Source organism: Streptomonospora arabica (assembly GCF_039531585.1).
GTDB classification, from domain to species: Bacteria; Actinomycetota; Actinomycetes; order Streptosporangiales; family Streptosporangiaceae; genus Streptomonospora; species Streptomonospora halophila.
Genome location: NZ_BAAAQI010000003.1, coordinates 250,546 through 271,708 on the forward strand (window position 1 = coordinate 250,546; position 21,163 = coordinate 271,708).

20 protein-coding genes and 3 tRNA genes are annotated in these 21,163 nt (G+C 73.1%); 9 read left to right on the top strand and 14 right to left on the bottom strand.

Translation table 11 applies throughout. The features are described from left to right. Nucleotides 1-19 precede the first annotated feature (19 nt). Both aroA and rsgA read left to right on the top strand, forming a co-directional pair. A complete protein-coding gene (aroA, locus tag ABD284_RS07245) occupies nt 20-1,303 on the top strand; it encodes a 3-phosphoshikimate 1-carboxyvinyltransferase (protein ID WP_344141742.1) in 1,284 nt (427 codons plus the stop codon). After that, nucleotides 1,300-2,292, top strand: a complete 993-nt coding sequence (gene rsgA / locus ABD284_RS07250; RefSeq protein WP_344141743.1) for a ribosome small subunit-dependent GTPase A — start codon at nt 1,300-1,302, stop codon at nt 2,290-2,292. Before aroA ends, rsgA begins: the two co-directional genes overlap by 4 nt. A 90-nt stretch (nt 2,293-2,382) precedes the next feature. Here the strand turns inward: rsgA and ABD284_RS07255 are convergent, their stop codons facing one another. Then, nucleotides 2,383-3,003: a TetR/AcrR family transcriptional regulator gene (locus ABD284_RS07255; RefSeq protein WP_344141744.1), complete on the bottom strand. Its 621-nt coding sequence runs from the start codon at nt 3,001-3,003 to the stop codon at nt 2,383-2,385. A gap of 93 nt (nt 3,004-3,096) precedes the next feature. Here ABD284_RS07255 and hisN point away from each other — a divergent pair, with 93 nt between their 5' ends. Both hisN and ABD284_RS07265 read left to right on the top strand, forming a co-directional pair. Continuing rightward, the gene (gene hisN / locus ABD284_RS07260) at nt 3,097-3,921 is read left to right on the top strand and encodes a histidinol-phosphatase (RefSeq protein WP_344141745.1); all 825 of its coding nucleotides are present in this window, start codon (nt 3,097-3,099) and stop codon (nt 3,919-3,921) included. A 60-nt stretch (nt 3,922-3,981) separates the two neighbouring features. Further along, nucleotides 3,982-4,500: a hypothetical protein gene (locus tag ABD284_RS07265; protein WP_344141746.1), complete on the top strand. Its 519-nt coding sequence runs from the start codon at nt 3,982-3,984 to the stop codon at nt 4,498-4,500. 305 nt (nt 4,501-4,805) lie between these two features. Here ABD284_RS07265 and ABD284_RS07275 read toward each other — a convergent pair. The 4 genes from ABD284_RS07275 to ABD284_RS07290 form a co-directional block, all read right to left on the bottom strand. Continuing rightward, a tRNA-Met gene (locus ABD284_RS07275) sits at nt 4,806-4,879 on the bottom strand. A gap of 264 nt (nt 4,880-5,143) precedes the next feature. Further along, nucleotides 5,144-5,220: transfer RNA gene (locus ABD284_RS07280), tRNA-Met, on the bottom strand. Between the two features lie 173 nt (nt 5,221-5,393). Further along, nucleotides 5,394-5,470, bottom strand: a tRNA-Met gene (locus ABD284_RS07285). A 143-nt stretch (nt 5,471-5,613) separates the two neighbouring features. After that, nucleotides 5,614-8,676 carry a UPF0182 family membrane protein gene (locus ABD284_RS07290; protein ID WP_344141747.1) on the bottom strand — a complete coding sequence of 1,021 codons (3,063 nt, stop codon included), beginning with the start codon at nt 8,674-8,676 and terminating at the stop codon, nt 5,614-5,616. A gap of 253 nt (nt 8,677-8,929) precedes the next feature. On the opposite strand from ABD284_RS07290, the gene ABD284_RS07295 reads away from it, so the two are divergent. Continuing rightward, nucleotides 8,930-9,457 (top strand): PPA1309 family protein, encoded by a 528-nt coding sequence (locus tag ABD284_RS07295; RefSeq protein ID WP_344141748.1) that lies wholly within the window; start codon nt 8,930-8,932, stop codon nt 9,455-9,457. 12 nt (nt 9,458-9,469) lie between these two features. Here ABD284_RS07295 and ABD284_RS07300 read toward each other — a convergent pair whose 3' ends face one another. The 3 genes from ABD284_RS07300 to ABD284_RS07310 all read right to left on the bottom strand — a co-directional run bounded on the left by ABD284_RS07300 (nt 9,470) and on the right by ABD284_RS07310 (nt 12,286). Further along, nucleotides 9,470-10,531: a YlbL family protein gene (locus ABD284_RS07300; RefSeq protein WP_344141749.1), complete on the bottom strand. Its 1,062-nt coding sequence runs from the start codon at nt 10,529-10,531 to the stop codon at nt 9,470-9,472. Between the two features lie 89 nt (nt 10,532-10,620). Next, a complete protein-coding gene (locus tag ABD284_RS07305) occupies nt 10,621-11,058 on the bottom strand; it encodes a molybdenum cofactor biosynthesis protein MoaE (protein WP_344141750.1) in 438 nt (145 codons plus the stop codon). 148 nt (nt 11,059-11,206) lie between these two features. Beyond that, on the bottom strand, nt 11,207-12,286 hold the full coding sequence (locus ABD284_RS07310; RefSeq protein ID WP_344142019.1) for an NAD-dependent epimerase/dehydratase family protein: 1,080 nt from the start codon (nt 12,284-12,286) through the stop codon (nt 11,207-11,209). A gap of 119 nt (nt 12,287-12,405) precedes the next feature. On the opposite strand from ABD284_RS07310, the gene ABD284_RS07315 reads away from it, so the two are divergent. Both ABD284_RS07315 and ABD284_RS07320 read left to right on the top strand, forming a co-directional pair. Beyond that, complete coding sequence (locus ABD284_RS07315) at nt 12,406-13,866, top strand: zinc-dependent metalloprotease (protein ID WP_344141751.1); 1,461 nt, start codon at nt 12,406-12,408, stop codon at nt 13,864-13,866. Between the two features lie 2 nt (nt 13,867-13,868). Continuing rightward, nucleotides 13,869-14,444: an NUDIX domain-containing protein gene (locus ABD284_RS07320; protein WP_386698955.1), complete on the top strand. Its 576-nt coding sequence runs from the start codon at nt 13,869-13,871 to the stop codon at nt 14,442-14,444. 192 nt (nt 14,445-14,636) lie between these two features. Here ABD284_RS07320 and ABD284_RS07325 read toward each other — a convergent pair whose 3' ends face one another. The 6 genes from ABD284_RS07325 to ABD284_RS07350 form a co-directional block, all read right to left on the bottom strand. Beyond that, nucleotides 14,637-15,239: a M48 metallopeptidase family protein gene (locus ABD284_RS07325; RefSeq protein ID WP_344141753.1), complete on the bottom strand. Its 603-nt coding sequence runs from the start codon at nt 15,237-15,239 to the stop codon at nt 14,637-14,639. A 237-nt stretch (nt 15,240-15,476) separates the two neighbouring features. Further along, nucleotides 15,477-15,635: a hypothetical protein gene (locus ABD284_RS07330; RefSeq protein ID WP_344141754.1), complete on the bottom strand. Its 159-nt coding sequence runs from the start codon at nt 15,633-15,635 to the stop codon at nt 15,477-15,479. An 86-nt stretch (nt 15,636-15,721) separates the two neighbouring features. Beyond that, a complete protein-coding gene (locus ABD284_RS07335; protein ID WP_344141755.1) occupies nt 15,722-16,000 on the bottom strand; it encodes a WhiB family transcriptional regulator in 279 nt (92 codons plus the stop codon). 202 nt (nt 16,001-16,202) lie between these two features. Then, entirely contained in the window at nt 16,203-16,484 is a 282-nt protein-coding gene (locus ABD284_RS07340) for a hypothetical protein (protein WP_344141756.1), read from the bottom strand. A 270-nt stretch (nt 16,485-16,754) separates the two neighbouring features. Then, nucleotides 16,755-17,684, bottom strand: a complete 930-nt coding sequence (locus ABD284_RS07345; RefSeq protein ID WP_344141758.1) for an acyl-CoA thioesterase — start codon at nt 17,682-17,684, stop codon at nt 16,755-16,757. Further along, nucleotides 17,656-19,758 (bottom strand): ATP-dependent DNA helicase UvrD2, encoded by a 2,103-nt coding sequence (locus tag ABD284_RS07350; protein ID WP_344141759.1) that lies wholly within the window; start codon nt 19,756-19,758, stop codon nt 17,656-17,658. The genes ABD284_RS07345 and ABD284_RS07350 overlap by 29 nt, the downstream gene beginning before the upstream one ends. 422 nt (nt 19,759-20,180) lie before the next feature. Here ABD284_RS07350 and ABD284_RS07355 point away from each other — a divergent pair, with 422 nt between their 5' ends. Together ABD284_RS07355 and ABD284_RS07360 are read left to right on the top strand one after the other, a co-directional pair. After that, nucleotides 20,181-20,444: a mycoredoxin gene (locus tag ABD284_RS07355; RefSeq protein WP_344141760.1), complete on the top strand. Its 264-nt coding sequence runs from the start codon at nt 20,181-20,183 to the stop codon at nt 20,442-20,444. Nucleotides 20,445-20,516: 72 nt separating this feature from the next. After that, nucleotides 20,517-21,029 carry an ANTAR domain-containing protein gene (locus ABD284_RS07360; RefSeq protein WP_386698941.1) on the top strand — a complete coding sequence of 171 codons (513 nt, stop codon included), beginning with the start codon at nt 20,517-20,519 and terminating at the stop codon, nt 21,027-21,029. Nucleotides 21,030-21,163: the final 134 nt, after the last annotated feature.

Consider the following 21,163-nt stretch of genomic DNA (forward strand, 5'->3'; position numbering starts at 1 on the left):
GCCGGATAACCTTGGAGGCATGCCCGAACCCGCGCAGCACTGGCCCGCACCCGCCGCCCGCACGCCCGTGGACGCCACGGTCACCCTGCCCGGTTCCAAGTCGATGACCAACCGCGCGCTCGTCCTGGCGGCGCTCTCGGAGAACCCCGCGACGGTGCGCCGGCCGCTACGCAGCCGCGACACCGACCTGATGGCCGCGTCCCTGCGCGCACTGGGAATCGGGGTGGCCTCCTCCGGCGGCTCCGGCGACGACTGGGAGGTCGCGCCCGCTCCCCCGCGCGGGCCCGCACACGTGGACGTCGGCAACGCGGGCACGGTGATGCGCTTCCTGCCGCCGCTGGCCGCCATGGCCGAGGGCGAGGTCACCTTCGACGGCGACCCGCGGGCGCGCGAGCGCCCGGTCGGCCCGCTGCTGGAGGCGCTGCGTTCGCTGGGCGCCGACATCGACGACGGCGGCCGCGGTGCGCTGCCGCTGGCCATCCGCGGAACCGGCGGGGTGCCCGGGGGCACCGTGCGCCTGGACGCCTCGGGCTCCTCCCAGTTCGTCTCGGCGCTGCTGCTCAGCGGCGCCCGCTTCGAGCACGGCGTCGAGGTCCGCCACGACGGCCCTCCGGTGCCCTCCCAGCCGCACCTGGACATGACCGTGGAGATGCTGCGCGCGGCCGGGGTGTCCGTCGACACCTCGGTGCCCGACGTGTGGCGGGTGGCGCCGGGGCCGGTGAAAGCCGGCGAGGTGGTGGTCGAGCCCGACCTGTCCAACGCCGCGCCGTTCCTGGCGGCCGCGCTGGTCACCGGAGGCCGCGTGACCGTGGCGGGCTGGCCCGAGCGCACGGCCCAGCCGGGCGACGCGCTGCGCGACCTGTTCGCGCGCATGGGCGGCGAGGTCACCGCCGGCCCCGACGGGCTGACGCTGCGCGGCACCGGCGAGATCCACGGGATCACCGCCGACCTGCGCGAGGTCGGCGAGCTCACCCCCACGGTCGCCGCGGTCGCGGCACTGGCCTCCGGCCCGTCGCGGCTGACCGGCATCGCCCACCTGCGGCGGCATGAGACCGACCGGATCGCGGCGCTGGTCCGCGAGATCAACGCGCTGGGCGGCGACGCCGAGGAGCTGCCCGACGGTCTGGTGGTCCGGCCGCGGCCGCTGCACTCCGGCGTCTTCCACAGCTACGACGACCACCGCATGGCCACATCGGGCGCGGTGATCGGCCTCGCGGTCGGCGGAGTGGAGGTGGAGAACATCGCCACGACGGCCAAGACACTGCCCGGATTCCCCGAGCTCTGGGCCGAGGTGACGCGGTGAAGGGCGGGCGGCGCGACCTGGACGAGGACGACGTCCGCGTCCGCCCGCGCGGCGGGTCGCGTCCGCGCACCCGTATCCGCCCCAAGCACGAGGACGCCCGCGGCGGGTTCGTCACCGCCGTCGACCGCGGCCGCTACCGCTGCCTGGTCGAGGGCCGCCCGGTGGTGGCCATGAAGGCGCGCGAGCTCGGACGCGGCAGCATCGTGGTCGGCGACCGGGTTGCGCTGGTGGGCGACCTGTCCGGGCTCCCCGACACCCTGGCGCGGGTGGTGCGCGTCGAGGAGCGGGCCTCGGTACTGCGCCGCACCGCCGACGACACCGACCCCGTCGAGCGGGTCATCGTCGCCAACGCCGACCAACTGGCCATCGTCTGCTCGCTGGCCGACCCCGAGCCCCGGCCGCGCTTCGTCGACCGGTGCCTGGTCGCCGCCTTCGACTCCGGGCTGGACCCGCTGCTGTGCCTGACGAAGGCCGACCTGGCCGAGCCCGGCGACCTGCTGAGCACCTACGGAGGGCTGCGGGTGCCCCACGTCGTCACCAGCCGCACAGGCGACCTGAGCGCGCTGCACGGGCGCCTGGCGGGCCGCACCAGCGTCCTGGTCGGCTACTCCGGGGTGGGCAAGTCGACGCTGGTGAACCGGCTCGTCCCCGATGCCGAACGCTCGGTCGGCGACGTCAACCCGGTCACCGGGCGGGGCAGGCACACCTCCACCTCGGCCGTCGCGCTGCCGTTCGAGGACGGCTGGATCATCGACACCCCGGGCGTGCGCAGCTTCGGGCTGGCCCACGTCAGCCCCGGCGACGTGGTGGCGGGCTTCCCCGATCTCGACGAGGCGGCGGCCGAGTGCCCGCCCGGCTGCCCCCACACCGAGGACGCGCCCGGCTGCGCTCTGGACGCCGAGGTCGCCCGAGGAAGGCTGGACTCCGACCGCGTGGCCTCGCTGCGCCGCCTGCTGAGCAGCCGCGACGCCGAGGACGAGCGGCACTGACACGGGGCATACGGGCGGATACGGGGCGGACGCCGCGCGGACCGGGGCCGCTGCGCCGGCGGGCCGATGCCGCGGTGACCGGCGCCGGTCTCACCGGGCGGGGCGCCCTTCGCGGGCGGACTCCCGGGATGCGGCGACCATGCTGCGCACCGCCAGCTGGACGCGTTCGGCGGCCTGGTCGGGCTCGGTGGGCAGCAGCACGTACGACAGGGTGAGCCGCAGCGCCACCTCGGCCACCGCCTCGGCGCGCTCGGCACCCAGGGCGGGCAGGCGCCCGCGCAGGTACTCGGTCATCCGCGAGCCGAGCTCGACGTGCAGCGGCGCCGCGCGCGTGGTCAGCACCGGCAGCAGCTCGGAGTCGCCGGTGATGATCGCGCCCATCAGCGGGTCGTCGGCCGACGCGGTCAGGGTCCAGCGGGCCGCTTCGGCGACCGCGCGGGCGGGGTCGCCGGTCGATCCGGCGAGGATGTCCATCACCCCGTCGAGGAACCGCCCGGCCTCGCGCACGACCACGGCCTGCAGCAGGCCCTCTTTGCTGCCGAACTCGTTGTAGAGGGTCTGGCGCGACACTCCCGCGCCCGCGGCGATGTCGGCCATCCGCATCCGCGCCCACCGGCCGGCCACGACCTCGACGTAGGCGGCGTCCAGCAGCCGGGTCCGCGTGCCCGACGCGTCGGAGCGCGGGGTGCGCTGCCCGTCCGACCGGTCCATGCCGCCATACTGTCACGACAGTCCCGCGATTTCTCCGATCCCGCAGGGCGCCGGTAGTCCGCTCCGGTCCCCGGAAGGGTAGCGTAAGCCGCCATGGCGTCCTTTGACGATGATCTGCGTCTTGCCCACGTCCTCGCCGACGCGGCCGACGACATCTCCCTGAAGCACTTTCGAGCGCTCGACCTGAAGGTCGAGACCAAGCCCGACCTGACGCCCGTCACCGAGGCCGACCGCTCCGTCGAAGAGACCCTGCGCGGGGTCCTCTCCCGCGCCCGGCCGCGCGACGCCGTGGTGGGAGAGGAGTACGGCCGGACCGGTGTCAGCCACCGGGTCTGGGTCCTCGACCCCATCGACGGCACCAAGAACTACGTGCGCGGCGTGCCCGTCTGGGCGACGCTGATCGCCCTGCTCGAAGCCGACCGCCCGGTGGTCGGTGTCGTCTCCGCGCCGGCGCTGACCCGCCGCTGGTGGGCCTCGCGCGGCGGGGGCACCTGGAGCGGCCGCAGCCTGACCAAGGCGACCCGCTGCACGGTGTCGCGGGTCTCGGCGCTGGAGGACGCGTCCCTGTCGTTCTCGGAGATGTCGGAGTGGGAGAACCGGCAGCGCCTCGACAGCTTCCTCGGGCTGACCCGCTCGGTATGGCGCACCCGGGCCTACGGGGACTTCTGGTCGCACGTGATGGTCGCCGAGGGCTCGGTGGACATCTCCGCCGAACCGGAGCTCTCGCTGTGGGACGCCGCCCCGCTGCCCGTCATCCTGGAGGAGGCCGGCGGGCGCGCGACCGACCTGCGCGGCCAGGACTTCTCCGACGGCGGCCCGCTGGTGTGCACCAACGGCGCCCTCCACGACGAGGTCCTCACCCAGCTCAACGGCGGCCCCACCCCGGGCGGCGGCCCGGCGCCGCTGCGGCTGACCTGACGGGCCGCCCCGGACGGCGGCGGGACGCGAAGGCCTTCGGGGCGTAGTAGTCTGCGGCTCGTGTCGCAACAGTCCAGCCGTACCCCCCTCCGCCTGCTGCTCCCGGCCGCCGCTGCGGCGTGCCTCGCGCTGAGCGCGTGCGGATCCTCCCCCGGACCGTCGATGGAGGAGCTGGAGTCGCAGGTCGCTCCCAGCACCGACGCCGCGGCGCCGGTCGCCGATCCCTCGGCGCTGGCCGAGCTCCGCTTCGATCCGGAGAAGGTCACCTGCGACCCCCGGATCACCACCAACGCCCGAGGCGCCTGGGAGACCTCGGCGCCCCGCACGGAGGTCTCCAAGAGCGCGCCCCTGAAGCTGCGCGACAACAACGGCTCCGGCGACGTCCCCGTCACCGCCACGGTCTCCGCCCCCGACGGCACGACCTACAAGGCGGAGGCGTCGGTCTCCGCCGACAAGTGGGTCGAGCTGGCCTTCCCCGGTGACTTCACGGACGCTTCGCTGGCCCCGGGCCCCTTCACCGTCGTCTGGACCACGGACAAGGGCGCCTACATCGCCTGCGACGGCTTCAAGGGCGCATAGCCCCGCCCACCTGCGCGCTCGACACCGGCAACGGGGACATGGTGGTCGACGTCCTGCGCGGGATGAGCCGCGAGGGGTGCGCCGCGCCGTGGTGATCGCCACGCACGACGACCGGGTCCGCGACGGCTGCGACACGGTCTTCGACGTCCACACCTGCGCCGGCGTCTGAGGAACCGGGCCGGCGGGCTCCCGCAGGCCTCCGGCCCGCCGCGGCGGGTTCGCCGATTCGGGGCCCGGACGTTCTGCGGGGAATGCGAAAGGCCGGTGGGAAGGAATCGGGATTCCTTCCCACCGGCCTTTACTAGTAGCGGGGACAGGATTTGAACCTGCGACCTCTGGGTTATGAGCCCAGCGAGCTACCGAACTGCTCCACCCCGCGTCGGTGTGCTTCCACAATACCGCTCCCCGGCCCCGAAACCAAACCGGCGACCGGGCCCCTCACGGCCCCCCGCGGGCCGGAGAGTGACGCGTCACACCCGGTCGGAGGGCGTGCCGGGAAAGCGGGCGGTGCCCCGTCGACGGCGCGCGGGCCCCGGTTCCCCGAGCCGCGCCCCGGGCCGCCGCAGGGGATCGGAACCGGACCAGGGAGAAAAGAAAAACCGGTGCGGAAGGAAACCGAATTTCCTTCCGCACCGGCCTTCGCTGGTAGCGGGGACAGGATTTGAACCTGCGACCTCTGGGTTATGAGCCCAGCGAGCTACCGAACTGCTCCACCCCGCGTCGGTGTGTTTCCACAGTATCGCTCCCCTGCCACAACACCAAATCGGATTCCCCGACCGGCGCCGCCTCCGGGAGCGGGTCGCGACTCGCCGTCCGTGCAAGCCGCGACTCGCCATCCACCGATCGACGAGAAGAGCCCGGCCCCGGTTTCCCGGGAGCCGGGCTCTGCCACGTGGTAGCGGGGACAGGATTTGAACCTGCGACCTCTGGGTTATGAGCCCAGCGAGCTACCGAACTGCTCCACCCCGCGTCGGTGTGCTTCCACAGTATCGCTCCCCTGCCACAACACCAAATCGGATTCCCCGACCGGCGCCGCGGAAACGGCGGCGGCCGCGGCGGGCAGGTGCGCGCACCTGCCCGCCGCGGCCGCCGACCGGGCACGGACGGAACGGCTCAGTTCGAGCCGCCACCGCCTCCGTCGCCTCCGCCGTCGCCGGAGCCGCCGCTCTGGCCCGAGGCGTCCTCGGCGCGCTCCAGCGCGTCCTTCAGCCGCTGGTTGGCCTCGTCGTAGGCGCTGAAGTCGCCGTCCTTCAGGGCCTGCTGGCCCTCCTCATAGGCCTGCGCGGCGTCTTCGAGCGCTGCCGAGAGCTCCTCGCTGCCCCCGGCACCGCCACCGCCGCCGTCCTGCTCGCCGCCGTCGTCCTCGTCGCCCTCCGGAAGCGGTGCGCCCCCCTCGAAGAGGTTGTTCAGCGCCTCCTGCAGGTTGTTGCCGATCGCGACCTCCTCGCCGAAGCCGACCATCACCTTCTGCAGCAGCGGATAGGAGGTCTGGCTGCCCTCGGCCTGCACGTACAGCGGCTCGACGTAGAGGAGCCCGTCGGCGAACGGCAGGGTGAGCAGGTTGCCGTTGATGATCCGCGACTGCTCGCTCTGCTGCAGAGGCAGCAGCTCGTCGCGGATCGCGTCGTCGGCCGCGAACTGGGCCTGGACCTGGCCCGGGCCCATGACCACGGTGTCCTGCGGCAGCTGCAGGATGCGCAGCTTGCCGTAGTCGTCCTCGGTCGCGTCGCTGTTGACCGCCAGGAAGCCGGCCAGGTTCTCGCGGCCGCGCGGCACGAACGTCGACGTGACGGAGAAGTCGGCGTCGTCCTCGCCCGGGTAGCGGATGGTCTGGCGGTAGGGCGGCTCGGGGCTGTCGCCGTCGGTCGTCGGGTTGGCCGGCACGTTCCAGAAGTCCTGGCCGCCGTAGAAGGCGTCGGCGTCGGTGATGTGGTAGCGCCGCAGCATCTCCCGCTGGACCTTCACCAGGTCGTCGGGGTAGCGCAGGTGCGACATCAGCTCGTTGTCGATCTCGCTCTTCTTGGTGATCACCCCGGGGAAGGCGTTGGACCAGGTCTTGAGCACCGGGTCCTTCTTGTCCCAGCCGTAGAGGGTGACCGTGCCGTCGTAGGCGTCGACGGTCGCCTTGACCGAGTTGCGGATGTAGTTCACCTGGTTGCCCGGCAGCGCGTTGACGGTGTCGGTGCTCTGGGTGAACGTGTCCTCGGTCGCGTCGGCGAGGTCGATCCGCTCGGAGTAGGGGTACATGTTGGTGGTCGTGTAGGCATCCACCACCCACTGCACGCGGCCGTCGACGATCGCAGGGTAGGGCTTGCCGTCGGCGGTGAGGAACGGGGCCACCCGCTCGACGCGGTCGGCCGGGTCGCGCTCGTAGATGATGCGCGACTCGTCGGAGATCGCGCTGTTCAGCAGGATGTCGGGCTCCTGGTAGCGCAGCGCGTAGAGGATGCGCTTGAAGAAGTTGCCCAGCTCGACGCCGCCGTCGCCCTGGTAGCGGTTGGTGCGCTGGCCGCTGCCCTGGTTGGCGCCACCGCCGCCCTGCTCCTCGTTCTGCGCCTCGGGGCTCTGGCCGCCGCCTTCGCCGCCCTGGCCCTGCTGGTCGCCGCCCTGGGCGTTCGCCTGGGCGCCGGCCGGCGCGTTGGCGTTGTCCGGCGAGGGGTCGCCCTCGGGCTCCCCGGCGTCCTCGCTGGTGGTCACGTCGTCGCTGCCGCCGCCCAGCGGGTAGTCGTACTCGGGCTCGGCGTTGACGATGACGTACTCGGCACCCTCGCGCCCGAAGTAGATCCGCGGCTCGTACTCGCCCGTGACCTCCGACAGCTCGCCCTCGGGCGGGATGTTGTACTCGGTGAAGACCGGCCGCCCCTGGTCGTCGACCTGGTTGCCGGCCGCGGCGACGATTCCGAAGCCGTGGGTGTAGACGGTGTGCCGCGTCAGCCAGTTGTCCTGGTCTTCGGGCGGGCCCGACAGCTCGCGCGCGGCGATGATCGTGTCGACGTTGTTGCCCTCGTCGTCCTCGTAGCGGTCGACGCTGAGGACCTCGGGGAACTGGTAGAAGCCGCGCACCTGCTGCATCTGCTGGAACGTCTGCGAGACGACCGAGGGGTCGACCAGGCGGACGCTGGGGATGGTGGCGGCCTCCTCGGACAGCTGCTCCGCCGTCAGCTCGGTCTGCGCGTCGTAGTCGGTGACCTCGGCGCTGCCGATGCCGTAGGCGGCGCGCGTGGCCTCGATGGTGCGCTGGATGAAGGGGCGCTCCAGCCGCTGCTCGTTCGGGCTGACCTGGAACTGCTGCACGATGGCGGGGTAGACGCCGCCGATGAGGATGGCCGACAGCACCAGGAGGCCGAGGCTGGCCACCGGCATCATCACGTTGCGCACGTAGATGTTGGCGAAGAACAGCAGCGCGCAGACGACCGAGATGACCGAAAGGATGATCACCGCGTAGAGCACCGCGTTGACGTCGGTGTAGGAGGCGCCGAAGGTGTAGCCGCGGCTGGAGAACACCAGCCCGTACTGGTCCAGCCAGTACGCGGCCGCCCGCAGCAGCACGAAGACGCCCAGCAGGACCGACAGGTGCACGCGCGCGGCCGGGGTCGCGCGCTGGCCCTGGCTCTGCAGCCGGACGCCGCCGTAGAGGTAGTGCACGACCACCGCGGCGATGAACGCCAGCACCACGGCGGCGAACAGGTAGCCCAGCACGACCCGCATGAACGGGTAGGTGAAGGTGTAGAACGAGATGTCGCGGCCGAACTGCGGGTCGTTCACTCCGAACGACGCGCCGTTGGCGAACTGCAGGTAGGTCCCCCACTCACCGCTGGCCGAGGCGCCGGTCAGCACGCCCAGGCCGGCCACGATCACCCAGAAGAAGATCTTGCGCCGCGGGTCGATCGACATGCGGTAGCGCGCCAGCCCCTGCTGCTCGGGGCTCATGGGCGGCGCCAGCGGGCGGGACCGGTAGGCGAAGAACATGCTGGCGCCGACGGCCGCGGCCATGAGCAGGCCGGCGACGGCGAACAGCAGCGAGCGGGTGCGCAGTTCGGTGAGGAAGACGGTCGAATACCCGACGGAGTCGAACCACAGGTAGTCGGTCCAGAAGTTCGCGGCGGTCAACAACCCCGCGATGACGACGACCACGACCACCGCGACAGGCGCGAGCAGCCGGGATCGACGGGGCATGCGCGCGGACGGTGCGCCGGGCGATCGGAAGCTCACGCCTCCCCCTCATAGTTGGCACTGCAGTCGGTATCGGGGGACTCGGTCCCTTTGGTATCGGCAACTTATTGGGCGGCCCCCGGGTTCCCGAAACCCCGCGCCAAGCGATGACAAGATGACATCGACTGGGATTCGGGCGGGCATCGGAGCACCCGTGGTGCGACTTTACTCGGTGGAACGCGCCCTTCCGGTCCCCGCCGTCGGCCACCATGGGTGGGTGTCTTTCAACATTCGCGAAGCCGTCCTGGAACTCGAGCGCCACGCCGCCGGCCAGGGCTGGGACCAGCCGGTGCGCATCTACGCGCTGGTGCCCACCACCGACCTGATGGAGCGCGAGCCCGCTCTTGCCGAGATGCTGGGCCTGACCGGCGAGATCGCCGACGACGACCTCACCCCCGTGGAGCAGGAGCCGCTGCCCGGCGAGGTGCCGCTGGAGGAGGCGCTGGGCCGGATGGCCTGGCCCGAGGCGGTCACCGGGTGCGCCCTGGTGATGGAGCGCCTGGTGCTGAAGGGCTCCGACGCCACGCTTGAGCCGCCCCGCGACGCCGACGCCGGGTCGTGGGCGCAGAACCAGGAGGGCAGCGAGGAGGTCCGCATGGTGGCGGGCGTGCTGCGCGACGGCAGCCGGCACTCCGCGCTGCGGATGCGCCACCACGACTCCGAGGACGAGGTGCTCAACGGCGAGGACCTGGTTCCGGCGCTGACCTCGGCGCTCGCGCTCACGCTGGAGGACGAGGAGGAGTGACGCGGCGGGGCTCTACCCCGGCTGGCAGCGCGGGAGGTCGCCGGACCCCTCGCCGCTGCGGATCTTCTTCAGCGCGCCGACGGCGTCGTCCAGCTCGTCGACCCTGACCACCTCGATCTCGCCGGTGGCCGCGGAGTCGAAGGTCTGCGAGCAGCTGTCGGAGGCGACGAAGAAGTACTCGGCTCCGAGCCGCTCGGCGCTGACCATCTTCTGCGCCACGCCGCTGACACCTCCAACCTCCCCCTCGGGGGTGATGGTGCCGGTGCCGGCGATCTGGTGCCCGCCGGTGAGGCCCTCGGGGCTGAGCCGGTCGATGACTCCGAGGGAGAACATCATCCCGGCGCTGGGACCGCCGATCTCGCCGACGCTGATGTCGACCTCGAAGGGGAACTCCATCCGGTCGGCGACGAGGATGCCGATGACGGCGTTGCCCTCGTCGTCGGCCGCGGTCTTCACCTCGGCCTTCACGGGCTCGTCCGCACCCTCGCGGTCGAGGGTGAGCGAGACCGCGTCGCCGGGTTCGCGGTCGCCGACGAGTTCGACCGCCTCGTCCTTGTCGGCGACCGGCTCGCCGTCCACGCGGGCGATGACGTCGCCCTTGCGCACCTCGCCCTGGGCCGGCTTGCCCTTCATCACCCGTGCGACATAGGCCTCGGTCTCGTAGTCGACGCCCAACTGGGTGAGCGCCGCCGCCGTGGCCTTGCGCTGCGAGCTGTTCATCTCCACGGTCTGGGTCTGGGTGATCTCCTCGACGCTCTGGTCGGGCGGGAAGAGCGCCTCCTGCGGCAGCACCGCCTGGGTGGGCGAGAGCCACGCGCCCAGCACGGTGAACAGGTCCATGTGCGTGTCGGGGCCGCCCGTGTACTGCACCGTGACCATGGACAGCCCGCCCTCGTGGCTGTAGCTGCGGGTCCCCTCGATCCGGATGATCCGCTCGCCGCCGCTCTCACCGAGAGTGTTCAGCGCGATGCCGGGGGAGGCGACAAGGTAGGGAACGGGCAGATACACCGCTCCCACCGCGAATCCCGCCAACAGCAGCACCGCGACGATCAGGGTCATAGCACGACGGAACATGCTGCACACCCTAAACGGCGCACGGACGGCCCCCGCCGGGACCCGCCGCGGCTGCGGGGCCGCCTACGTGCGCTCGCCGGCTCTTCGGCCTACTCGGCACCGACCCACTCGGTGCCGCCGTCGGAGAACCCTTGATGCTTCCAGATGGGCACCTGGGCCTTGATGTCGTCGATCAGCCGCCGGCAGGCGCCGAACGCCTCGTCGCGGTGCCCGGCAGCGGCGGCGACGACGACAGCGGTGTCGCCGATCTCCAGATCCCCGACGCGGTGCAGCGCGGCCACCCGCCAGACGGGGCGCCCGTCGCCGGAGGTGTCGGCGACGACCTTCTCCATGACGCCGCGCATCTCGGCCTCCGCGCGCGGGTGGGCGGAGTAGGCCAGGCGGGCGACGGCGCGCCCGTGGTCGTGGTCGCGGACGGTGCCGATGAAGCAGGCGGTGCCCCCCGCCCGGGGGTCGCCCACCGCGGCGAGGACCTCGTCGACCGAGATCGGGGCTTCGCGCAGTCCTACCAGGCTGATGGCATCCACATGCCGACGTTATCAACAGCGGCGGCCCGCGGACGGTCGGCCAGCGCGCATTCCGCGGGGTCGCGGCGGATCGGCGCCGGCCGCAGCGCCGGGGTGGCCCTCCATGCGCCGGAGGCCCGCGGGAGCGCGCGGGCGCGGCGAGCCGGGTTCAGCGGCCCCGGCGCTTGCGCAGGTGGCGCACCGCGGCCGCGGTGCCGATGGCCGCCGCTGCGGCGCCGGCGGCGCTCGCCGCGGTGATCGTCACCTCCTTGCGGCCGACGTTGCGGCCGACCAGGGCGGACTTGCCGCTGCGCGCGTCCAGCAGGGCACGCAGCGCCTCGGCGTTGTCGTAGGCCGGGCGCCATCCGCTCTCGCGCAGGGCGGCGCAGTCGACGACGCACGGGTAGACCAGGAACTTCAGCTCGGCGGCCGTGGCGGGCGTGAGGCCCGCACTGTGCAGCCGCTGTGTGGCGCCGAAGACCAGGTTGGCCGGCAGGTCGAAGCGGCGCAGGCCGGCGATCTCCTCGGCCTCGTCCTGGGACAGGGCCCCCTCGCAGCCCACCGCGACCGCGCCGCTCGCGCCCTCGACGCCGCGCACCGCCACGTGCTCCAGGGCGGAGGCGAGGTCCTCGATGTGGCAGAACTGCCAGGTCTGCCGGCGACCGCGGACGGTCAGCAGCCGCGGAGCGGCGAAGTGCCGGGTGAGCACGGTGTCGAGCCCGGGGCCCACCAGCGGCGCGGGGCGCACCACCGTCACCGACAGGCCGGGGTGGGAGCGCCGGGCGCGGCAGGCCAGGTCCTCGATCTCCACCCAGTCGCCGACGAGGCCCGCCCCGGTCTCGGTGCGCACCTCGGAGTCCTCCGGCATCGGGACCGGGTTCTCGGGGTCGGCGCCGTGGACCATGGTGCTGGTGACCAGGACCACCCGGGGGACGCGCTGGGCGGCCGCCGCGGTCAGCACGGTCTGGGCGGCGCGCAGGTTGTCGGCCCGCCGCTGCTTGGCCGGGGTCTGCAGGGTGCGGTCGTCGTCGGTGTGCACGAGCACGTCGACACCCGGCAGGCAGTGGGCGAGCCGGGGATCGCGGACGTCGGCGGTGCGCCGGGTCGCGCCCGGCGGCGGGCCCTCCGCGTCGTCGCCGTGACCGCCGATCGCGACGACTTCGGCGACTGCGCCGGAACCCGCGGCGGTGACCAGGCGTTCCACAAGGAGACGGCCGATGCCTTCGGCGGCTCCGGTGACCGCGATCACCGGAGCCCCGGGACGTGTGGTGTGCTGTGGGCGAACCTGGCTCGTTTCGGTATTCACTCCGGGCGGCTCCCAGCTAACGTGACAGTGGAGACAAACCTAATCCTGCCTGAGGTCTAATCGTGAGCGACCTACCTTTTGGTTTCAGCATGCCGAACGACCCCGACGACGAGTCCGGGCGCCGATCGGGCGACTCCGGCTCGGGTGCCGGCAGCGGCGGCCCAGGCGGTGGCGGCCCCGGCGGTGGTGAGCCGGGCATGCCGGGCGGCTTCCCCTTCGGCGACCCCCAGCAGATGGCGCAGATGCTGCGCCAGTTCGCCGACATGATGGCGGCGCAGCCCTCGTCCGGCGAACAGCAGGCCGAGTCCGGTTCGGTGAACTGGGACATGGCCAAGAACATCGCCCGGCACGCGGTGTCGCAGAAGGGCGACTCCAGTGTCGGCGCGCACGACTTCGCCAAGGTGCAGGAGGCCCTGCGCCTGGCCGACCTGTGGACCAACGAGGCCACGTCGCTGCCGTCCGGCGTGCACACCATGCAGGCGTGGAGCCGGTCGGAGTGGGTCGAGAAGACCATGCCGACCTGGTCGAAGCTGTGCGAGCCGCTGACCCGGCGGCTGGTGGAGTCCATGGGCCAGAACCTTCCCGACGAGATGCAGTCGATGGCGGGGCCGCTGATGGGCATGGTGCGCCAGATGGGCGGCATGCTCGTGGGCCAGCAGGCCGGCCAGGCCATCGGCGAGCTCGCCGGCGAGGTGGTGGGCTCGACCGACGTCGGCCTGCCGCTGGCCGGCGAGGGCACCGCGGCGCTGCTGCCCGACGGCGTCACGGCCTTCGGCGAGGGCCTGGGCATCCCCGAGGACGAGATCCGGCTCTACCTGGCCGCGCGCGAGGTCGCGCTGCACCGGCTGTTCGGGCACGTGCCGTGGCTGCGCGCACACGTGTTCACCCTGGTGGAGGACTACGCCCGGGGCATGTCCTTCGACATGAGCGGGCTTGAGGAGAAGCTCGGCCAGATCGACATCGCCAACCCCGAGGCACTGCAGGAGGTGCTCTCGGGCAGCGAGGGCGAGGGCCTGTTCCAGCCGCAGGACACCCCGCAGCAGAAGGCGTCCCTGGCGCGGCTGGAGACCACGCTGGCGCTGGTCGAGGGCTGGCTGTCGGTCGTGGTCGACGCGGCGGTCGCCGAGCGGCTGCCGCAGTCGGCCGCGCTGGCCGAGGCCACCCGCCGCCGGCGGGCCACCGGCGGGCCCGCCGAGCACACCTTCGCGACGCTGGTCGGGCTGGAGCTCCGGCCGCGCCGGCTGCGCGAGGCGGCGGCGCTGTGGACCGCCCTGGAGGACGCGCGCGGGATCGAGGGCCGCGACGCCGTGTGGGAGCACCCCGACCTGATGCCCTCGGGCGACGACCTGGACGACCCCGACGCGTTCGTGCACGGCCGCGCCGGCTCGGAGGCCGACGAGATCGACATCAGCCAGTTCACCGAGGCCTCCGACGAGCCCTTCACCGACGGCGGCCGCGACGAAGGCGGCGAGGACCGCGGCGACGGCACCGGCTCGGGCGGCTCCGGCGGGAGCCCGGCGTGATCCTGGACCGGCTGCGCGCGGCCGCCCGCTCCGAGCTCGCGGCCTGGCGTGCGCCCGAGGCGGCGCAGGAGGAGCTGCGCCGCCTCTACCTGGACCACCTCCACCGCCATCCCGACGCGATGGCGCGCACCTGCGTCGCCGGGCACCTGACCGCCAGCGCCGCCATCGTCGACCCGGACGGCACGAGCGCCGTGCTGACCCTGCACCGCAAGATCGGCAAGTGGCTGCAGACCGGCGGCCACTGCGAGGAGGGCGACGCCTCCTTGGGCGAGGCGGCGCTGCGTGAGGCCGCCGAGGAGTCGGGGCTGTCGGGCCTGCGGCTGCTGCCCGGGCCGATTCGGCTGGACCGGCACCGGGTGGGCTGCGCAGGCGGCACCTGGCATCTGGACGTGCAGTACGCGGTGGTGGCCGCGGAGCGGGAGGCGCCGCTGTCGATCGACGCCGCCGAGTCCTCCGACCTGGGCTGGTTCGCCGTGGAGGAGATCCCCGACCCCACCGACGACGCCTGCCGCGCCCTCGTCCGCGCGGCGGCCGAGGCGGCGCGCACCCGCCCGGAGCCGGGTTTCGCACCCTCGTAGGCGCGCCCGGCCGACCGAATGCGGGCCGCGCTCCCGCGTTCCGGCGCTGTGGGCGCCCGGCGGGCCGGCGGGCCGGCGAAGCGGATGGTGCCACGCGTCTGCGGCGTGGCGGGTTTCGGCGGGCGGACCCGCTCGCCGCACCGCGCCGCGAAGCCGCGGCTCCGGGCGACCGGTACTGCTGCGGCGGCGGCCTCAGGCGCTGTCGGAGTCGAGACGGTCCGACTCGGCGCCCTCGGCCTCGCCGACCTCGTCGACGTCGTCCTCCTCGCCGATCTCACCGCTGTCGCCGGCGTCCAGGCGCGGCGCCGCGCTGACGCCCTCGAGGTAGCCGCGGGCGCGCTCGGCCTTGGGATAGCGGTGCACCAGGTCCCAGAACTCCTGGCCGTGGTGCGGGATGATCAGGTGCACGAGCTCGTGCAGCAGCACGTAGTCGACCACCCAGGACGGCATGCCGGAGAGCCGCCGCGACAGCCGGACGGAGCCGTTCTCGGGGGTGCAGGAGCCCCAGCGGGTCTGCTGGTTGTCGACCCAGCGCACGCTCGCGGGGCGGGCCAGGCCCTCAAGGTAGCGGTCGGCGAGGTCGAGCGCGCGGGTCAGCAGTGAGTCGTCGTCGGGACGGCGGCGCTCCTCGCGTGCCTCAAGACGCTCCAGCATGCGGTCGACCCAGCGCTTCTCTTCGGCGCGGGAGAACGTGGCGGGGACGAGGACGACCGTCTTGTCCCCGTCGCGATAGGCCGAGACCGTGCGTCGTCGGCGGGGACTTCGGCGTACCTCGACCTTGGTGTTCTGAGGCACAGCTTCACGTTAGCTCAGAGGGGCCGGACGCCACAGGGCCGTGTTGCGACTTTTTGCTCCTTATCGGAAGCGATCGCCCGGTCTGTGCCCCTGCTGCGGGCGGGGAACCTAGCGCAGTCGGCGGTGACCTGCGGCACGCTCCCGTAAAACCAGGTGACCGGTTGTGGCCAGCGCTGACCTCGCCGGAGCGGGCGGTGCGGGGCCGGTCCGGCGCGGACCGGCCCCGCACAGGTCAGGTCAACTTAGGCGTGACCACGGCAGTTCCATGAGAAGCCGCTCGGCGCGCTCGCGCTCGCGCCGGACGGCGCGCAGCCGGCGGGCCGCAAGCAGGAGGCGCTGCCGCTCGCGCCGCTGGTCGACGTTCATCTGCAGGTTGACGAGCTCGAAGAGCAGCATCGTCGGGGTGTCCTTCCGGGAGCTGGTGCTGTTTATCGGGGGTCGGATTCGTTCGAGGACCGCGGGTGGCGGGCCGCGGCGGCCGGTCAGGCCGCCACGGGCTCGGCGTTCTTCCGGGGGCGGCCGCGCGGGCGCTTGCGCTCCACGACCTTGCCGGAGACGAGCAGCTCGCCGCCCCAGACTCCCCACGGCTCCCTGCGCTCAAGGGCCTCGGCCAGGCACTGCTCGCGGACCGGGCAGTCCTGGCAGATGGCCTTGGCCGCCTCGACGTCCGCCGGTGCCTCGGCGAAGAAGAGGTCGGGCTCCTGCCTGCAGGGGATCTCGATCTCGCCGAAACTCGACGTCTCCAGGACCGACGCAAGCATCGGTGTCCTCCCTGATCTGTGGTGTCGAACGCGGTTGGCGGCTACTTGGGCCGGACGTTTGTCCGGCTGCGGGGCCAAGACCTGCGATCGGCGGGAGACACTCCTGCCCCTTCGAGAAGGGTGGTCTCCGCTGAAGATCAAAATGGCCGCGGCCCCTGTGTGGGGTCCGCGGCCACGGGGAAGACACCCGGCCGTCGTACTGCTAGGCCGGAATGCCCCGTGGACACTCCCCCACCACGCCCTTGGGGCGCTGGGTTGCTGCTGCGAACTCGGATTCCAGTCGGCTGAGATCCGCGGTGCGGGCGAGGCGGGCATAGCCGTGCCCCCGCTCGGTACCGGGACGCGTCAGCCGGGCGTTCGCCGAAGAGACGCCCTGGACGCCGACCGGACGCGGCCGACCGCATGCGGCGCCGTTGCGCACGGTGTCCCAGGACATGGCGACGAACTCGCCGGAAACGGCGAAGGAACCGATGGCGATGCTCATGATCATTAGATGGGACACCTCCCTTCCGGGTCGGGCAGCGGACTCTCGTCCACGGCCTGCGCGGGCGCTGACGGAGTCAAGACTATGGCGGGGCCGTGAGATCCGGCAACCAATTTTTGACCAGGTGTTTCGTCCGGACTCGGCCAGCCGGGAGCGGGAATTGCGGCGGCCGGGAAAGCGTTGCACGCGCCTCGCCGCGGGCCCGGACCGCGCGCCCGGGGGACGCGCGGTCCTGCGCCCGCAACGCGGAGGGAGCGGGGCGGGGCGGGCTCAGGACCCGCCGGATTCCTCGGTGTCGACCACCCGCAGCAGGCCCTCCTGCACGACCGAGCACACCAGGTCGCCCTCGCGGGTGAACACCAGTCCCCGCGCCAGCCCGCGCGCGCCTCCGGCGGTGGGGGTCTCCTGTGCGTAGAGCAGCCACTCGTCGGCGCGGAACGGCCGGTGGAACCACATGGCGTGGTCGAGGCTGGCCATGGAGATCCCGGAGAACGTGCGCCCGTGCCGCAGCAGCACCGTGTCCAGCAGCGTCATGTCCGAGGCGTAGGTCATCAGGCAGACGTGCAGCATGGGGTCGTCGGGCAGGCTGCCGCCCACCCGCAGCCACACCAGGTTGTCGGTGGTGCTGAGGCCGGGGTCGCGCTCGACCTCGAACGACAGGGGTCCGACCGGCCGCATCTCGATCGGGTGCCAGCTCGCGAAGCGCGGCACCCTGCCGAATGCGCTGTAGAGCCGCTCGCGCATGGTCGGCAGCTCCTCGGGGCCCGGCGCATCGGGCATGGCCACCCGGTGCTCCAGGCCGGGTTCGTCGGCGTGGAACGACGCCGAGAGCGTGAAGATCGCCTTGCCGTGCTGGATCGCGGTGACGCGCCGGGTCGTGAACGAGCGGCCGTCGCGCACCCGGTCGACGTCGTAGACGATGGGCACCGCGGGGTCGCCCGGCCGGATGAAGTAGGCGTGCAGCGAGTGCACGCGGCGGTCGGCCGGCAGCGTCCGGCCCGCGGCGACCAGGGCCTGGCCGGCGACCTGCCCGCCGAAGACGCGCTGCGGCCCGCCGTCGGGGCTGCGCCCGCGGAAGATGTTGTCCTCGATGCGCTCCAGGTCGAGGATCTCCAGCAGCCCGGCGACGCTCTGGCCCGGCTGGTCCGACTGGCCGGGAGGCTCGGCGGTGTCAGTCGGCCTGCTCTGTCCGTCCCCCATGGGGCACCCCTCCTCGGTCTTCGGCGGCGGGCTCCTCACCTGCGCACAGGGCCAGCACCGCCTCACCGTAGCGCTCCAGCTTGACCGCCCCCACGCCGGATATGCGGGAGAGCCGGGCGATGTCGGCGGGAACGTGCTCGGCGATGGCCTGCAGGGTGGCGTCGGTGAAGACCACGTAGGCCGGGACCTTCTGCTGCTCGGCCGTCTCGCGCCGCCACGCCTTGAGGCGCTCCAGCAGCTCCTCGTCGTAGTCGGCGGGGCAGCCGCCGCACCGGGCGAGCTTGCGTTCGGCGGCCTCGGTGAGGGTGTTCCCGCAGATCCGGCACCGCACCACCTTGGCCTGCCTGCGGTTGTCGCGGCCGGCCAGCGACGGCGAGGCCGGGCGCAGGCCGTCGAGGAAGCGCGAGGGCTTGCGGCTCTTGCGGCCGCCGGGCGAGCGCGACAGCGACCACGACAGCGACAGGTGCTCGCGGGCGCGGGTGACGCCGACATAGAACAGCCGGCGCTCCTCCTCGACCTGCTCGGTGGACTCGGCGAAGACGATCGGCATGAGGCCTTCGGTCAGCCCGACCAGGAACACCGCGTCCCACTCCAGACCTTTGGCCGAGTGCAGGCTCGCCAGGGTCACGCCCTCGTACTCGGGCGCGTGCTCGGTGGCGACGCGGGCGTCCAGCTCCTCGGCGAAATCGTCCATGGTGGCGCCGGGCCGGGCGGCGGCGACGTCCTCGGCCAGCTGGGCCAGCGCCGCCAGCGACTCCCATCGCTCGCGCGCCTGCCGGCCCTCCGGCGGCTCGGGGGTCAGCCCGAGGGGGGCGAGGATGTCGCGCACCGTCTGCACCAGGGGGTCGGACCCCGCGCCCTGGCGCGCGCCCCGCAGGGTGTGCACGGCCTGGCGGATCTCGGGGCGCTCGAAGAACCGGGTGGCGCCGCGCACGGTGTAGGCCACCCCGGCGTCGGCGAGCGCCTGCTCGTAGGCCGCCGACTGGGCGTTGGTGCGGAAGAGCACCGCGATCTCGCGCGCCGGGGTGCCGGCGTCGATCAGCGCCGCGATCTTGCGGGCCACGGACGTGGCCTCGGCCGGTTCGTCGTCGTACTCGGTGTAGAGGGGGTCGGGGCCGTCGGGGCGCTGGGCCACGAGCTCCAGGCGGTGCTCGGCCGCCGCGCCGCGGGCGTGCTTGAGCGCGCCGTTGGCCACCCGCACCACCTGGGGGGTGGAGCGGTAGTCGCGCACCAGCCGCACGACCGTGGAGTGCGGGTAGGCGGCGGAGAAGCCCGTGAGGTAGCCGGGGGTGGCCCCCGCGAAGGAGTAGATGGTCTGGTTGGGGTCGCCCACCACGCAGACGTCGTCGCGGTCGCCCAGCCAGGCGTCCAGCAGCAGTTTCTGTAGCGGGTTGACGTCCTGGAACTCGTCGACGACGAAGTAGCGGTACTGGTCGCGGACGCGGTCGGCGATCTGCGGGTGCTCGGCGATCATCGCCGCGGTCAGCTCCAGCATCGACTCGAAGTCGAGCAGGTTGCGGTCGCGGCACCGCTCCTCGTAGGCCTCGTAGGCGCGGGCGACGTCGTGGACGGGCATGGGGGCGGTGCGCCCCGCTTTGACGATGGACTTCTCGTAGTCGGAGGGGCGCACCTGGGTGGACTTGGACCACTCGATCTCGCCGGCCAGGTCGCGCAGGCCGGTCCGGTCGAGCTGGAGCCCGCAGGCGTGCGCCGCCCGGGCGACCTCCTGGATCTTGCTCTCGATCAGGGAGGGCATCGGGCCGCCGATCGCCTGCGGCCAGAAGTAGGAGAGCTGGCGCACCGCCGCGGAGTGGAAGGTGCGCGCCTGCACCCGCGGGGCGCCCAGCGAGCGCAGCCGCCCGCGCATCTCGCCGGCGGCGCGGGTGGTGAAGGTCACCGCGAGGATCTGCTGCTCGGTGACAACGCCGGCGGCGACCGCGTGCGCGATGCGATGGGTGATGGCGCGTGTCTTGCCGGTCCCGGCCCCCGCCAGGATGCACACGGGGCCGCGCAGCGCGCGCGCCGCCTCCAGCTGTTCGGGGTCGAGTCCCTCCAGCACGCGGTCCGGGTCCATGCTTGCGCCTCCATTCCGCTGCGGCTCCGGCGCCGGAGCCGCCGGGCGGGCCGTGGGGTTCGGTTCGCGTCGGCTCCGTTCGCTGCGGCCACATCCGGCCGCGCCGAGCACATCCGCCCGCTCAGTCTCTCAAGTCTCAGGCCCCGGGCGCGCACGGCCAAGCCCGACCTGCCTGCTGTGGAGGGGAATCGCGGGCGTCCTCGACCGCGCCGAGGGCGTCGGCGCAGGTCGCCGCAGCCCTGCAGCGGACCGCGGGACTTTCGGAACCGGTGTGTGCCCTTGAGCGTCCCACCCGCACTGACACGAAGCGGCGCCGGGAAGCTCCGCGGGGCGCGCGGCGTTGGAAAGGATCGGCGTTCCACGTCGCGTTCCGCGGGCCCGAACTGTCGGGACCTGCCCCTACGGTCGAAGGAGAAGTTGCGATGACCACCCAGAACGGCGGTCCGATCACGATGTACACCACGCCCTGGTGCGGCTTCTGCAAGCGGTTGAAGAGCCAGCTCTCGCGCGAGGGCATCGGGGTCGACGAGGTGGACATCGAGCGGGAGCCCGATGCCGCCGAGTACGTCATGCGGGTCAACGGCGGCAACCAGACGGTTCCGACGCTGGTCTTCGCCGACGGCTCGGCGATGACCAACCCGTCGCTGGCCCAGGTCAAGGAGAAGCTCGCGGCGTCGGTCTCGTGACCGCCCGGCGCCCTGCGCCGGGCCGCCGCCAATGCGGGCGGCGGCCGCCGCCCTGCACGGGGGAGTGAGGATATGGGGAAAGACGTGACGTCGAACAGCGCCGCCGGCGCGGCGGCCGCCGAGGCGGCCGTGGCCGGCGTGATCCGGCGGACCTCCGGCGGATGGCGGGTGCACAACGGCGAGGAGCTGCCCGAGCTGCTCAACGCCATGGTGCTCGCCGACCTTCTGGCCGCCGAGGAGCAGCCGCGCGGCTCGGCGCCCGCTCCCCCGCGCGCATCCGGCGGCGACGGTGACGGAGACGGGGACGAGCAGGCGCGCCTGCGGCTGACCGTCGCGCAGCTGGAGCACGCGCTGCACACCCGCGTCGTCACCGAGCAGGCCATCGGCGTCCTCTCCGAGCGCCACGGGATGACCCCGCGCAAGGCCTTCGAACTGCTGCGATCGGCGTCGCGCTCCCGCGGCCGCAAGGTCGCCGAGATGGCCCGCGAAGTGGTGACCAGCTCCACCAACCCCCTGACCGCCCTGCCCGTCGAGCTCGCCGCCGAGGGCGCCGCCGCACAGGCCGCCCCGCGCCGCGGCGGCTGATACGGCCGACATCGGCACCTCGCCTGGCCGCCGCGGCGCACCGTGCCGGAGACCGCCGGATTCCGGCGCCGCGCGCCGGCACCGGCGGGCCGCACCGCGGCCGCGGCGGGACGGGCCGACCCGCCTCCGCATGA

What these genes read in the sequence shown, in the direction of transcription:
- ABD284_RS07300 (WP_344141749.1), bottom strand. Translation starts at nt 10,531, where the DNA reads ATGTTCCGTCGTGCTATGACCCTGATCGTCGCGGTGCTGCTGTTGGCG.
- ABD284_RS07350 (WP_344141759.1), bottom strand. Translation starts at nt 19,758, where the DNA reads ATGGACCCGGACCGCGTGCTGGAGGGACTCGACCCCGAACAGCTGGAG.
- ABD284_RS07335 (WP_344141755.1), bottom strand. Translation starts at nt 16,000, where the DNA reads ATGCTTGCGTCGGTCCTGGAGACGTCGAGTTTCGGCGAGATCGAGATC.
- ABD284_RS07290 (WP_344141747.1), bottom strand. Translation starts at nt 8,676, where the DNA reads ATGCCCCGTCGATCCCGGCTGCTCGCGCCTGTCGCGGTGGTCGTGGTC.
- ABD284_RS07355 (WP_344141760.1), top strand. Translation starts at nt 20,181, where the DNA reads ATGACCACCCAGAACGGCGGTCCGATCACGATGTACACCACGCCCTGG.
- hisN (WP_344141745.1), top strand. Translation starts at nt 3,097, where the DNA reads ATGGCGTCCTTTGACGATGATCTGCGTCTTGCCCACGTCCTCGCCGAC.
- ABD284_RS07360 (WP_386698941.1), top strand. Translation starts at nt 20,517, where the DNA reads ATGGGGAAAGACGTGACGTCGAACAGCGCCGCCGGCGCGGCGGCCGCC.
- ABD284_RS07255 (WP_344141744.1), bottom strand. Translation starts at nt 3,003, where the DNA reads ATGGACCGGTCGGACGGGCAGCGCACCCCGCGCTCCGACGCGTCGGGC.
- ABD284_RS07330 (WP_344141754.1), bottom strand. Translation starts at nt 15,635, where the DNA reads ATGCTGCTCTTCGAGCTCGTCAACCTGCAGATGAACGTCGACCAGCGG.
- ABD284_RS07345 (WP_344141758.1), bottom strand. Translation starts at nt 17,684, where the DNA reads ATGGGGGACGGACAGAGCAGGCCGACTGACACCGCCGAGCCTCCCGGC.
- ABD284_RS07340 (WP_344141756.1), bottom strand. Translation starts at nt 16,484, where the DNA reads ATGAGCATCGCCATCGGTTCCTTCGCCGTTTCCGGCGAGTTCGTCGCC.
- aroA (WP_344141742.1), top strand. Translation starts at nt 20, where the DNA reads ATGCCCGAACCCGCGCAGCACTGGCCCGCACCCGCCGCCCGCACGCCC.